Source organism: Pseudomonas sp. GM60, from assembly GCF_000282415.1.
GTDB classification, from domain to species: domain Bacteria; phylum Pseudomonadota; class Gammaproteobacteria; order Pseudomonadales; family Pseudomonadaceae; genus Aquipseudomonas; species Aquipseudomonas migulae.
Genome location: NZ_AKJI01000036.1, coordinates 13,860 through 26,774 on the forward strand (window position 1 = coordinate 13,860; position 12,915 = coordinate 26,774).

The 12,915-nt window shown below is 60.4% G+C and carries 9 protein-coding genes; all 9 read left to right on the forward strand.

The features are described 5' to 3' along the window. Nucleotides 1–124: 124 nt before the first annotated feature. Nucleotides 125–802, forward strand: a complete 678-nt coding sequence (locus PMI32_RS20140) for a DUF1028 domain-containing protein (protein WP_008027169.1) — start codon at nt 125–127, stop codon at nt 800–802. Beyond that, entirely contained in the window at nt 799–1,950 is a 1,152-nt protein-coding gene (argE, locus tag PMI32_RS20135; protein ID WP_008027171.1) for an acetylornithine deacetylase, read from the forward strand. The genes PMI32_RS20140 and argE overlap by 4 nt, the downstream gene beginning before the upstream one ends. Nucleotides 1,951–2,341: 391 nt before the next feature. Further along, a complete protein-coding gene (locus PMI32_RS20130; protein WP_008027173.1) occupies nt 2,342–3,757 on the forward strand; it encodes a purine-cytosine permease family protein in 1,416 nt (471 codons plus the stop codon). 590 nt (nt 3,758–4,347) lie between these two features. Continuing rightward, nucleotides 4,348–5,658, forward strand: coding sequence for a nucleotide sugar dehydrogenase (locus PMI32_RS20125; RefSeq protein WP_008027175.1), 1,311 nt, complete (start codon nt 4,348–4,350; stop codon nt 5,656–5,658). A 57-nt stretch (nt 5,659–5,715) separates the two neighbouring features. Next, nucleotides 5,716–7,197, forward strand: coding sequence for a glycosyltransferase family 2 protein (locus PMI32_RS20120; RefSeq protein WP_008027177.1), 1,482 nt, complete (start codon nt 5,716–5,718; stop codon nt 7,195–7,197). Between the two features lie 64 nt (nt 7,198–7,261). Further along, nucleotides 7,262–8,476 carry an alginate biosynthesis protein Alg44 gene (locus tag PMI32_RS20115; RefSeq protein ID WP_008027179.1) on the forward strand — a complete coding sequence of 405 codons (1,215 nt, stop codon included), beginning with the start codon at nt 7,262–7,264 and terminating at the stop codon, nt 8,474–8,476. Nucleotides 8,477–8,580: 104 nt separating this feature from the next. Continuing rightward, nucleotides 8,581–9,873, forward strand: coding sequence for an alginate biosynthesis protein AlgK (locus tag PMI32_RS20110; RefSeq protein ID WP_238541021.1), 1,293 nt, complete (start codon nt 8,581–8,583; stop codon nt 9,871–9,873). 41 nt (nt 9,874–9,914) lie between these two features. After that, entirely contained in the window at nt 9,915–11,303 is a 1,389-nt protein-coding gene (locus PMI32_RS20105) for an alginate export family protein (RefSeq protein ID WP_238541022.1), read from the forward strand. Nucleotides 11,304–11,386: 83 nt separating this feature from the next. Next, entirely contained in the window at nt 11,387–12,904 is a 1,518-nt protein-coding gene (gene algG / locus PMI32_RS20100; RefSeq protein WP_008027184.1) for a mannuronan 5-epimerase AlgG, read from the forward strand. The last annotated feature ends 11 nt before the right edge of the window (nt 12,905–12,915 follow it).

Here is a 12,915-nt window from a genome sequence, read left to right on the forward strand (position 1 = left end):
GGCTCGCTCCCACAGGGGATCTTCAGTGGTCACGGAATTGTGTACGACACAAATCCAATTGTGGGAGCGAGCCTGCTCGCGATGAGGCCCGCCCAGACACCTCATTTACCAAGGAGCAAACCCCATGACCTTCTCCATCGCCGCCCGTTGCCCCGAAACCGGTCAGTTCGGCATCGCCATCAGTTCCTCCAGCATCGCCGTCGGCGCCCGCTGTCCGTGGCTGCTGCCGGGCGTCGGCGCCGTCTCCACGCAAAACATCACCCTGCCCTCCCTCGGCCCGGACGTCCTCGCCCTGATGGAGCAAGGCCTCGCCCCTTTCGATGCGCTGGACAAGGTCCTCACGCGCAACGGCTACAGCCAATATCGGCAGATCACCGCCATCGACCACCTCGGCCAGACCGCCCATTTCAGCGGTGCGCAAACCCTGGGCAACCACAACGCCGTGTCCGGCGAACAATGTGTGGCCGCTGGCAACATGCTCGCGAACCGGGGCGTGATCGAGGCGATGGTCGAGGCCTTCGAACACGGCGAAGGTCAACTCGCCGACCGCCTGCTCGCCGCAATGAAAGCCGCCATCGCCGCTGGTGGCGAAGCCGGGCCGGTGCATTCGGCAGCGATGGTGGTGGTCGGCGAACTGACCTGGCCAATCATCAACCTGCGAGTCGACTGGGCAGATGAAGACCCTATCGGCGGGTTGGAAAAACTCTGGGATGCCTACCGCCCACAAGTCCAGGACTACATCGACCGCGCCCTCGCCCCGGACAAATCCCCCGGCTACGGCGTCGCCGGAGACGACCGATGAGCAGCAGCCGCGACGTGCTGCAAACCCTGGTGGCGTTCGATACCACGAGCCGCGAATCAAACCTGCAGCTCATCGAGTTTGTCCGCGACTATCTCGCGAGTCTCGATGTGCCTTGTGAACTGATCTACAACGAGCAGCGCAGCAAGGCCAATCTGTTTGCCACGATCGGCCCGGCGGACAAGCCGGGCATCGTGCTGTCGGGGCATACCGATGTGGTGCCCGTCGATGGCCAGCCGTGGACCGTTGCGCCATTCGAACTGACCGAGCGCGATGGCAAGTTGTACGGTCGCGGTACGGCGGACATGAAGGGCTACATTGCTTGCGTGCTTGCCCTCGTTCCATCCCTGGTAAACGCTTCGCTGAGACTGCCGGTTCACATTGCGCTTTCGTACGATGAAGAGGTCGGCTGCCTTGGTGTGCGTTCTTTACTGGCGGAGCTGGAACTACGCCCGGTCAAACCGATGCTGTGCATCATTGGCGAGCCGACTGAGCTGAAACCGGTGCTCGGGCACAAAGGCAAACTGGCGATGCGCTGCGATATTCATGGCGAAGCGTGCCATTCGGCGTATGCGCCGCTTGGGGTCAATGCCATTGAGTACGCCGCCGAATTGATCGGTGAGTTGGGACGAATCGGTAACCGCCTGAAAGCGCCCGAGCATCACGATGCGCGTTTCGATCCGCCATTTTCCACCGTACAAACCGGTGTGATTTCCGGTGGCAAAGCGTTGAACATTGTCCCGGCCGATTGCCGGTTCGACTTCGAAATCCGCGCGTTGCCCTCGCATGATCCGAGTGAAGTTGCCCAGGAATTGAAAGCCTACGCCGAGCAGCAAGTACTGCCGCGAATGCGTGCGGTCAGTGAACAGAGCGAGATTCGCTTCAGTGAGTTGTCGGCGTATCCCGGATTAGCAACCGATGCCCACAGCGAAGCAGCTGAGTTGATCGCTGCATTTTCCGGCTCCAGGGAATTTGGAACAGTGGCCTTTGGCACCGAGGGCGGCCTGTTTGATGCAGCAGGAGTCCCCACCGTTGTCTGCGGCCCCGGGAGCATGGATCAGGGCCATAAACCGGATGAGTTCGTCAGCCTCGAACAATTGAACCGTTGCGATGAAATGCTGCAACGAATGCTCGCGTTCATCAGCCAATAACGTCGCCCTTGTAGGAGCCAGCTTGCTGGCGATGGCGCCCCCAAAATCGCCATCGTCGGAACGCCGCCCGCAGCAAGCCGGCTCCTACAAGGTCATATGGCAAACTCACGACTCTGAACACCCCAAATAACCCTGTGGGAGTGAGCCTGCTCGCGATGGCGGCCTGACAGTCAACATTGATTTGTCTGCCAATCCGCCATCGCGAGCAGGCTCACTCCTACAGGTTTTTCGGCTGCCTGGCGACCTACTTTTTTTAACGTCTGTACCAACAAAACTACTAATTTATCTATCCCACCCCACCGCACATCATCAACTCCAACAAGAAAAGCGTCGCCCCACGCGGCGCTCACCGAAGTACGTCCACGTACTCAAAATTGCCTTGGAGTCCGTCATGGTTACCGCAGCAACAACCCCCGCCCCACTCATCGAAAAACACACCATCGGCTACGTGCCACCCGAAGATCGCCACGGCAAAACCCGTGACTTGTTCACCCTCTGGTTCGGCGGCAACATCGCCCCGCTGCCCATCGTCACCGGTGCCCTCGGCGTGCAGATGTTTCACCTCAACCTGGTGTGGGGGATTGTCGCCATCCTCGTCGGCCACCTGGTCGGCGGCGTGCTGATGGCACTGCACTCGGCGCAAGGCCCGCAGATGGGCATCCCGCAAATGATCCAGAGCCGCGCCCAGTTCGGCTCCCTCGGCGCGCTGCTGGTGGTGCTGATCGCCGGCATCATGTACATCGGCTTCTTCGCCTCCAATATCGTCCTCGCCGGCAAGTCCCTGCATGGCGTGGTCGACAGCGTGCCGGTGCCGGTCGGCATCGTCATCGGCGCCCTCGGTTCCGGCATCATCGGCATCATTGGCTATCGCTTCATCCATGTGCTCAACCGCATCGGCACCTGGGTGCTCGGCGCGGGTATCGTGCTCGGCTTCGGCTACATCTTCACCCACGTGCAGACCGCCGATTTCCTCACACGCGGCAGCTTCAATATTTCCGGCTGGCTCGCCACCGTGTCCCTTGCCGCACTCTGGCAGATCGCTTTCGCGCCCTACGTCTCCGACTACTCGCGCTACCTGCCGGCCAACGTGCCCGTCGCCGCAACCTTCTGGACGACGTATCTGGGCACCGTGCTCGGCTCCAGCCTCTCGTTCATCTTCGGCGCCGTCGCCGTCCTCGCCACGCCCGTCGGCATGGACACCATGGACGCCGTCAAACTCGCCACCGGCTCCATCGGCCCGTTGATGCTCGTGCTGTTCCTGCTCAGCGTCATCAGCCACAACGCCCTCAACCTCTATGGCGCGGTGCTGTCGTTGATCACCCTGGTGCAAACCTTCGCCTACCGCTGGATCCCCACCGCCAAAAGCCGCGCCATCCTGTCGATCATCCTCCTCGCCGCCTGCTGCTTTGCCGCCGTCGGCGCCTCCGCCAACTTCATCGGCCACTTCGTCGACATGGTGCTGGTGTTGCTCGTGGTGTTGGTGCCATGGACCGCGATCAACCTGATCGACTTCTACGCCATCCACAAAGGCCAGTACGACATCAATTCGATCTTCAAGGTCGATGGCGGCATCTACGGCCGATACAACCCGCAGGCACTGTTGGCGTATGCGATCGGGATCGTGGTGCAGATTCCGTTCATGAACACGCCGCTGTACGTCGGGCCGATTTCGGAGCACATCAATGGGGCTGACCTGTCCTGGCTGGTGGGCCTGATCATCACCTCGCCGCTCTACTACTGGCTGGCCAATCGCGACACCGCGTACAAGCGCCGACTGTCCACCGGAAAACTGGCCAATAGCCTCTAACTCCCTCACATTTCAACCGCAATAAAAAACCGCATTAATGCGGTTTTTTATTGCTTGATCATATTATGCAGCTCCAAGATATTGACTATCACGCATAATAAAAACGCCAATAAAACCGTTATTGAAAATTTGACATGTCTCAGCAACTTTACACTCTAATAAAAAATTGATCTGGCTGATTGCAAAATTGTAACGCTGGCGTTGCACCGCGCCAGTGCCGCTTCAAAAAAACGATATAGCCACCTGCCTGATTTTGGTGCAAAAACACATATTCTACTCATATGACCAAACGAAATAAGTTAGATATCTATCTGTTTTTATTGTCATTTTTTATTATAAATTCACATATTGTCTTTTGGCACTCTCCTTGTAACCCCCACTCTCTATATTGCTGGCGCAAACTGTTCGAAATTCCTGTTAAAAAAAATGACAGTGCCAGGAAGATGTTTGTCTACACTCTTGGTTCTGCGATTGCTGGCCCGAAAAACAAGTTGAACCAAACTGCCGCTTAGTTAGCCAAATAGAGCAACTGTCGGCCTGTGTGGCATGCCGACGGCCATCCGAAATCCGGGTATATGGGGAACTTACCAATGCGTATCAGCATATTTGGTCTGGGGTATGTGGGCGCTGTATGCGCGGGCTGTCTCTCTGCTCGCGGTCATGACGTAATCGGCGTGGATGTCTCGCAAGTCAAGATTGACCTGATCAACCAGGGCAAATCGCCTATCGTCGAGCCCGGCCTGGAACCGCTGCTCGAACAGGGGGTGAATTCGGGGCGGCTGCGCGGCAGCAGTGATGTAAAGGCGGCCGTGATGGACACGCAGATGTCATTCCTCTGCGTCGGTACACCCTGCAAGAAGAATGGCGATCTGGATCTGGTCTACATAGAGTCGGTCTGCCGCGAGATCGGCGAAGCCCTGCACACCAAGGACAGTTGGCATACGGTGGTGGTGCGCAGCACCGTGCTGCCGGGCACCGTGAAAAATGTGGTGATCCCGATACTGGAAGACTGTTCCGGCAAGAAGGCCGGGGTCGACTTCGGTGTGGCGATCAACCCGGAGTTCCTGCGTGAAAGCACGGCGATCAAGGACTACAACTGTCCGCCCATGACAGTGATCGGTGAACTCGACCAACGCAGCGGTGACCTGCTCGCCTCGCTCTTTCAAGAGCTGGACGCACCGCTCCTGCGCCGCAGTATCGAAGTGGCCGAGATGATCAAGTACACCTGCAATGTCTGGCACGCGACCAAAGTCACCTTCGCCAATGAGATCGGCAATATCGCGAAGGCCGCCGGCGTGGACGGTCGCGATGTGATGGACGTGGTCTGCCAGGACACCAAGCTCAACCTGTCGCGTTATTACATGCGCCCAGGTTTCGCATTCGGCGGTTCCTGCCTGCCCAAGGATGTGCGTGCGCTGAACTACCGCGCCGGGCAACTGGATGTCGAGCACCCGCTGCTGGCGTCGATCATGCGCAGCAATGCGGCGCAGGTTCAGCGAGCCTTCGACATCATCACCAGTTACGGCAAGCGGCGTATCGCCCTGCTCGGTCTGAGCTTCAAGGCCGGCACCGATGACCTGCGCGAAAGCCCGCTGGTGGAGTTGGCCGAGATGTTGATCGGCAAGGGCTACGACCTGCATATCTTCGACCGCAACGTTGAATACGCGCGCATCTATGGCGCCAACAAGGACTACATCGAATCGAAGATTCCGCACCTGGCTTCGCTGCTACGCGCAGACCTTGTGAAGGTGATCGACGAGGCGGAGGTGATTGTGCTTGGCAACGGTGACGAGTCCTTCAGAGCCCTCGCGCTAGAGGTGCCCGAAGGCAAGCAGGTGGTTGACCTGGTGGGTTTCATGCCACACACCAGTGACGATCAGCTCGAAGGCATCTGCTGGTAAGAGAGTCACCGAACTGCAACCCGGGCAATACGGGTTTATCGAACAGGAGTCACAAGTATGGCTGGTGCCAGGGATTACTTGCGCGAAGCGGCGGGCTGGCTGTTTTACGTCACCGCGTTGCTGGGGCTTGCACTGCTGCTGCCGCGCTCAGTGTTCGATCCCCAATCCAGGGACTTCCTCCTGTTGCTGGGGGCGGTCGGCATCTGGCGCTACTCGATGGGGGCTGTCCATTACATACGAGGGTTACTGTTCCTTTATGTGGTGTTCCCCTACTACAGACGCAAAGTCACCCGGCTCGGCAGCATTGCCGACCCGTCGCACGTGTTTTTGCTGGTCACCAGTTTTCGGATCGAGGCGCTGACCACGGCGCAGGTGTACCGCTCGGTGATCGAAGAAGCCATCGGTTGTGGTTACCCGACCACGGTGGTCTGTTCCATCGTCGAGCTCGCCGATGAATTGCTGATCAAGGCACTCTGGGACAGCTATACCCCGCCGGAGCAGGTCAAGCTGAGCATCGTGCGGATTCCCGGCACCGGCAAGCGCGACGGCCTGGCCCATGGTTTCCGGGCGATCTCCCGGCACGTGCCGGACGCCGATGCAGTGGTGGCCGTGGTCGATGGCGACACCGTGCTCTCCGCCGGGCTGGTACGTCAGACCGTGCCCTGGTTCAAGCTGTTTCCGAACGTCGGCGGGCTGACCACCAATGAGTTCTGCGAGGTGCGCGGCAGCTATCTGATGAGCGAATGGCACAAGCTGCGGTTCGCCCAGCGGCACATCAATATGTGCTCGATGGCACTGGGCAAGCGCGTGCTGACAATGACCGGGCGGATGTCGGTGTTCCGCGCCCAGGTGGTGACCGATCCCGGATTCATTCAAGACGTTGAGCGCGATTATCTGCAGCACTGGCGCCTGGGGCGTTTCCGCTTTTTGACCGGCGATGACAAGTCCAGTTGGTACAGCCTGATGCGGCTGGGCTACGACACCTTTTATGTGCCCGACGCGGCGATCAACACCGTCGAGCATCCACCGGAAAAGAACTTCATCAAGGCCAGCCGCAAGCTGATGTTCCGCTGGTATGGCAATAACCTGCGGCAGAACTCACGGGCCCTGCACCTGGGCGTGCGGCGGCTGGGCTGGTTCACCTCGCTGGTGCTGCTCGACCAGCGCGTATCGATGTGGGCCAGCCTGCTCGGGCCGTCGGTGGCGATCATTGCCAGCCTCAAATACAGCATCGCCTACTTGCTGATTTATGTGCTCTGGATCGGCGTGACGCGCCTGATCCTGAGTCTTCTGTTGCTGGCGTCGGGGCACCCGGTCGGCCCGGCTTATCCCCTGATTCTCTATTACAACCAGCTGGTCGGCGCCATGGTGAAGATCTATGTGTTCTTTCGTCTCGACCAGCAATCGTGGACGCGCCAGAAAACCAAACTCGACCGTGGACTGGCGAGCTATCAGCGCTGGTTCAATACCTGGTCGTCGCGGGCCATGACGTTTTCGGCGGGCAGCGTGTTTTGCGCGCTGCTGATGTGGATTGTGTAGTGCAGGTGTCAGGGCCGTGGCAGGCCGTGCCGGATCGGACTCAATCGATGGGAAGGAACGCGTTATGAACACAGCTTTTGTTGCTGTTGATGACAATGTCGTGCACGAGTCGGAGGTGCAGCGCCAGCATGCGCGGCTCACGCTACCGGCGAGGATCAAGTTTCACGGGCCGGACCGGGAGCCGTTCGATTGCGAACTGATCGACTTGTCAGCCGGAGGATTCAGCCTGAGTCAGCCGGGTACAACGCTGATCGTGGGCCGGCAACACAAAGGCAAACTGGTGTTCCAGGTCGATGCGCTGGGGTTTGCCATCGACGTGGAGTTTGTCGTGCGCTCGATTAACGACGAGGGGCAGCGCATAGGTTGCGAGTTTCAAAACCTGCGCCCTCGTGCGATTTCCGCCTTGCGTTACGTGATCACCTCTTACCTCTCAGGCGGGGTGATCAGCCTGGGTGACATGCTCTCGACCCAGCAGCGCGACAACTTCACCAAGCCGCGAAAGCACGAAAGCGGCCACGGCATGGGCATTCTCGCTCGCGTGCGGGCCACCGCGGTAAGCCTGCTGATGTTCCTCCTGGGGCTGTTTGCCTTTGGTTATGTGGTGCACCAGTTGTATGGCATTTATTTCGTCACCCATGCCGAATCGGCGCGGGTCAATGTGCCCGGCCAGTTGATCGGCCTGCCGCGCGACGGCAGCGTCAATTCGTTGGTCAAAGTCGGGTCGGTGGTGGCCAAGGGCGCCCCGCTGGCGACCTTTTCCGCCTCGCTGCTGGATGTGATGAAAGGCAACCTGCCGCCCGGACAGGCGACCCCGGAAAACCTTGAGCGCCTGTTCAGCCGAACCCTGCAAGGTTCGTTGACCAGCCCTTGCGATTGCCGGGTGGTGTCGCAGTTGGTGCCGGACGGCCAGGTCGTCGGTAAGGGCACCACGGTGTACGAGTTGATGCCGATCGACGGTGTGGCGACCATCGAGGCGCGCTTCCCCTACAAGAATTTTGCCAAGATCCAGCCTGGCAAAGCGGTGAGCTTCCAACTGATCGGCGAAGAACAGCCACGCGCGGGCAAAATCACTGCGGTGGCGCTGGACAACGGCGGCCTGGCCTCGGACCTGCGGGTCACCATTGAGCCTGACAGCCCGTTGCAAACCGATCAGGCCGGGCGGCCGGTGGAGGTCAGTATCGAAGACCTGCAAGGCAATGTCTGGGTGCAGAGTGCCTCGGCGGCCAATGCCTGGGTGAAAAACACCTGGGCGAATAAAGTCATGGCGGCCGGAAAATGAACGGCGCATGGCGATCGGGGCTGCGGTTTTCCGCGCTGGCCGCGGCCCTGACAATGATTCATGGGTGCGGCACCCTCCCCGATCAAGGCTTGGCGCGCGAGGCCATGGCGCGCGGCGATTATGAAACGGCTCGCAAGAACTTCGCGCCGCTGGCCGAGGACGGCTATGCCGACGCCCAGGCCGGAATGGGCGACTTGACGGCCTCGGCGGGCGACCCCGCGAGCCTGAAAGAGGCTGAGGGATTGTACCGGCAGGCCGCGCCGGAATCGGTCAAGGCGCAGTCACGTCTGGGCCGCGTGTTGCTGCGTCAGGGACCGACGGATCCCAAGCAAGTGCAAGAGGCCCGGCAATTGCTGGAAGGTGCGCTGGACAAAGGCGAGTTCAGTGCAGTGGTGCCGCTGACCTTGTTGTACCTGGGCTACCCGCAACTGACACCGGGGGTGGATCCGCAGCAGAAGGTCAACGGTTGGCGCGCCCAGGGCATTGTCGAGGCCGACCTGGCGCAGATTCTGATTTACCGCAATCAGGGCACTTATAACGCTCATCTGCCGCAGATCGAGCAGATGTGCCGGGCGCGACTGGCATTACTCGATGCCTGTTATGTGGAGCTGGCCACCATCAATCGGATGCGCGCCCAGTCCAAGGCGCAAACCGACTTGCTGGCGCAGTTGCGCCAGGGTTGGCGCGAGGGACGAGTAGCGCCCTTGCGGGTCGAGTCGGTGGCGCGCGTTCTGTCGACGCCGACACTCGAAGGCCCGGCCGATCCGCAAAGCGCCCAGCGCCTGCTTGAGGAACTGGCACCCGACTATCCACCGGCCTGGACCAGCCTGGCGCGGCTGATCGACGACTACCCCGCCCAAGGCGATGCGCCGCAATTGCTCTCGGCCTTGCAGCGCGGGCGCGAAGCGGGCGATCCACGGGCGGAACTGCTGACCGGGCGCCTGTATTACCTCGGCAAATGGCTGCCGCAGGATCCGCGCCTGGCGCAAGAGCACCTGCTCAAGGCGGCCGCCGCCGGTGAAGTCGGGGCGCATTACTACCTCGGCCAGTTGTACCGGCGCGGTTATCTGGGCCAGGTCGAACCACAGAAAGCGCTGCAACACTTGCTGCTGGCAGCGCGCAACGGTTCGCCCAATGCCGACCTGGCGCTGGCACACATGTTTTCCGATTCACGCGGGGTCAAGGTCAATCGAATCAATGCCTTTGTCTTTGCGCAACTCGCGCAACGCCAGGGCGTGGTAAATGCGGGGCCAGTGCTGTCGGCCGTGCAGTCGGGGATGACCCCGGCAGAGAGGAAAATCGCGCAGCCCTTACTTGAGGAAGAAGCTCAGGCCCGTCTGACGGGCGCGGCTCTCGCCAGGCTGCAAACTCCGGAAAATGGACAGGACTTACTATGAAACAAGCACTGTTGGCAGGTTATGGTCTGGGAGTTTCGCTGATGTGCAGCGCCGGTCTGGTGCTGGCGGCGGAAGTGGCGCCGAAGAATTTCGGCCTGGATGTGAAGATTACCGGCGAGTCGCAGGACGACCGGGACCTGGGCACTGCACCCGGTGGCACCCTCAACGATATCGGCCTCGACCTGCGCCCCTGGGCCTTTGGCCAATGGGGCAACTGGAGCGCCTATGTGATGGGCCAGGCGGTAGCGGCGACCGACACCATCGACACCGACACCGTGAACAACGGCGTCGACGACAGCAACACCCGTGAAGCGGATGACAGCTACCTGGCGCTTCGCGAATTCTGGGTCGACTATTCGGGCATCACGGCCTATCCGGGTGAGCATCTACGCCTGGGGCGCCAGCGTCTGCGCGAGGACAGCGGCGAGTGGATGGACACCAACATCGAAGCGCTCAACTGGACCTTCGAAACCACGCTGCTGCGCAGCCACGTCGGCGCCGCTCAACGCTTTTCCGACTACCGCACCGACCTGGACGACCTGGCGCCGGAAGACAAAGACCGCTCCCATGCCTTCGCCGACATCTCTACGCAATGGACGCCCAACAATTGGGTCGGCCTGCGCGTACATCACTCGGAAGACAGCGGCAATCTGCCGGACCCCGGTGACCGGCTCGACACACTCGACAAGACCACCACCGGCAGCCTGACCTGGGTCGGCCTTGAAGCGAACGGTGACGGCTACAACTATCGCTCGACGATGCCGCTCAATTACTGGGTCAACGCAACCTGGCTGACCGGCGATCGCGACAACCTCAACAGCGTGATCGTCCCTTCCGGCGATCGAATCGCGACGGGCCACACCAGCGGCGACGTCAATGCCTGGGCCGCCGACCTGGGTTTGCGCTGGAACATCGATGACGCCTGGCGCCTCGGTGCTGCCGCCGCCCGTGGCGATGGTGGCGGCAACGACCAGGAGAACCAGTTCCAGCAAACCGGCCTGCAAAGCAACCGCTCGAACTACACCGGCACGCGCTCACGGGTACACCGCTTCGGCGAAGCCTTTCGCGGTGAACTGAGCAACCTCCAGACCGCGACCCTGTTCGGCGCCTGGTCGTATCGCGAGGACTACGACGCCAGCCTCGTCTACCACCGCTTCTGGCGGGTCGACGACCAGACGGAAACCGGCGACGACGGGATCATCAATGCGGCGCTGGTGGACGGCGAGAAGGACCTCGGTCAGGAAGTCGATCTGGTCATGACCAAGTACTTCAAGCAAGGCCTGTTGCCCGCGAGCATGGTGGATTGGGTCGACGAACCCTCGGCACTGATCCGCCTGCGCCTCGGTGTGTTCTTCCCCGGTGACGCCTACGCCAACGACACCGATTCGAGCATGCACCGGGCGTTCATCGATTTCATCTGGAAAATCTAGGACCCGGTGGCTGCCCGCGCTGAAGCCATCGCGGGCAACGGCACATTGATCACAACCGGCTGCCTTTTGGATGAGTGAGACTTATGGACCGTGTCGTCAAGATAGGACTGATGCTCGCCGCAATGCTGTTGGTGCAGACGGCAGGTGCCAGTGCGGCAGGTGACCTCCTGATACCGCGCTACAGCATCAGCGAGGCTCCGGGAAAACCGTTGCTGATCAAGGAACCGAAAATGCCCGACCTGTCCGGCTATACCGCCGAGGCAGTCGCCGCGAAGATTGCCTACAAGCCCGCCGGCCGTGCCTTGATCCAGCCGATGCTCAAGGAGAACGCGCTCGACGAGTTCATCGGCGGCCAGGACCGCTTCAAGGAATGGGTGGTGCGCCAGAAGCAAATGCCCGTGGCGATCTTCATCGACCGTGGCTACATGAGCCTGACGCAACTGGCACGCAGCCTGCCGCAGACAGCCCTGCGCGAGACCGCACCGGGGGTGTTTCTGGCGCGCTTGCCGATCGTCATTCGTCCCGGCGGGACGCTGCATATCGACAAATCGGTCAAGGAATTGCGCTTGTCCCAGGACGGCGGTTCGTTCCTGGTCAACGACGGCAAACTGTTCATTACCGATACCAAGGTCAGCGCCTGGAGCGAGAAAGACGACAGCCCGGCCTGGTTCAAAAAAGAGGAAACGTTTCGCCCGTTCCTGATTTCCTGGGGCGGCACCGAAACCTACATCGTCAACAGCACCATCACCAGCTTCGGCTACACCGAGAGCAAGAGTTATGGGGTGAGTATTTCCCAGTACAGCCCGAGCATGGCGCCGAAGATGAAGCGCAAGAAACCGACCGGCTGGCTGATCAATTCGCAGTTCATCGACAACTATTTCGGTTTCTATTGCTACGAGGCCGACGACGTGGTGATTCTGCGCAACACCTATCGCGCAAACATCGTATATGGCATCGACCCGCACGACCGTTCGCGCCGGCTGATCATTGCCCATAACGATGTCTTCGACACCCACAAGAAGCACGGCATCATCCTCTCGCGCGAGGTCAACGACAGCTGGATCATCTACAACCGCACCTACAACAATCATCTGTCAGGCATCGTCCTCGACCGTTCCAGCGTCAATAACCTGCTGGCCTACAACGAAACCTACAAAAACCGCTCCGACGGCATCACCTTGTACGAGAGCGGCAATAACCTGATCTGGCGCAACCGCGCGGCGGACAATGACCGACACGGGATCCGCGTGCGCAACAGCACCGGCGTGCGCCTGTATGAAAACGAGCTGATGGCCAATGCCCTGACCGGAATCTATGGCCACACCAAGGATTTGCGTGGCACCGACCGCGATCTCAAGGAAGACCCCTACGAAGCCAAACTGTCGCTCACCGTGGTCGGCGGCAAGCTGATCGGTAACGGTTCCAGCCCCATCGCCGTGTTTTCACCCTCGCGCCTGGAACTCTATGACTTGACCTTTCTCGCGCCGCAGAAACAGGACGGCCTGGCCTTTACCGGTTTGCTGGGGGACGTCCAGGGCGACTTGATGGACATCCTCCTGCGCCGCCACGCCGCCGCGTTGATTCTGCCCGAGACACTGTGAGGAGCCTGCCG

Bases quoted from the DNA above. Each gene is read 5' to 3' on its own strand.
- PMI32_RS20140 (WP_008027169.1), top strand. From the start codon at position 125: ATGACCTTCTCCATCGCCGCCCGTTGCCCCGAAACCGGTCAGTTCGGC.
- argE (WP_008027171.1), top strand. From the start codon at position 799: ATGAGCAGCAGCCGCGACGTGCTGCAAACCCTGGTGGCGTTCGATACC.
- PMI32_RS20130 (WP_008027173.1), top strand. From the start codon at position 2,342: ATGGTTACCGCAGCAACAACCCCCGCCCCACTCATCGAAAAACACACC.
- PMI32_RS20125 (WP_008027175.1), top strand. From the start codon at position 4,348: ATGCGTATCAGCATATTTGGTCTGGGGTATGTGGGCGCTGTATGCGCG.
- PMI32_RS20120 (WP_008027177.1), top strand. From the start codon at position 5,716: ATGGCTGGTGCCAGGGATTACTTGCGCGAAGCGGCGGGCTGGCTGTTT.
- PMI32_RS20115 (WP_008027179.1), top strand. From the start codon at position 7,262: ATGAACACAGCTTTTGTTGCTGTTGATGACAATGTCGTGCACGAGTCG.
- PMI32_RS20110 (WP_238541021.1), top strand. From the start codon at position 8,581: ATGGCGCGCGGCGATTATGAAACGGCTCGCAAGAACTTCGCGCCGCTG.
- PMI32_RS20105 (WP_238541022.1), top strand. From the start codon at position 9,915: ATGTGCAGCGCCGGTCTGGTGCTGGCGGCGGAAGTGGCGCCGAAGAAT.
- algG (WP_008027184.1), top strand. From the start codon at position 11,387: ATGGACCGTGTCGTCAAGATAGGACTGATGCTCGCCGCAATGCTGTTG.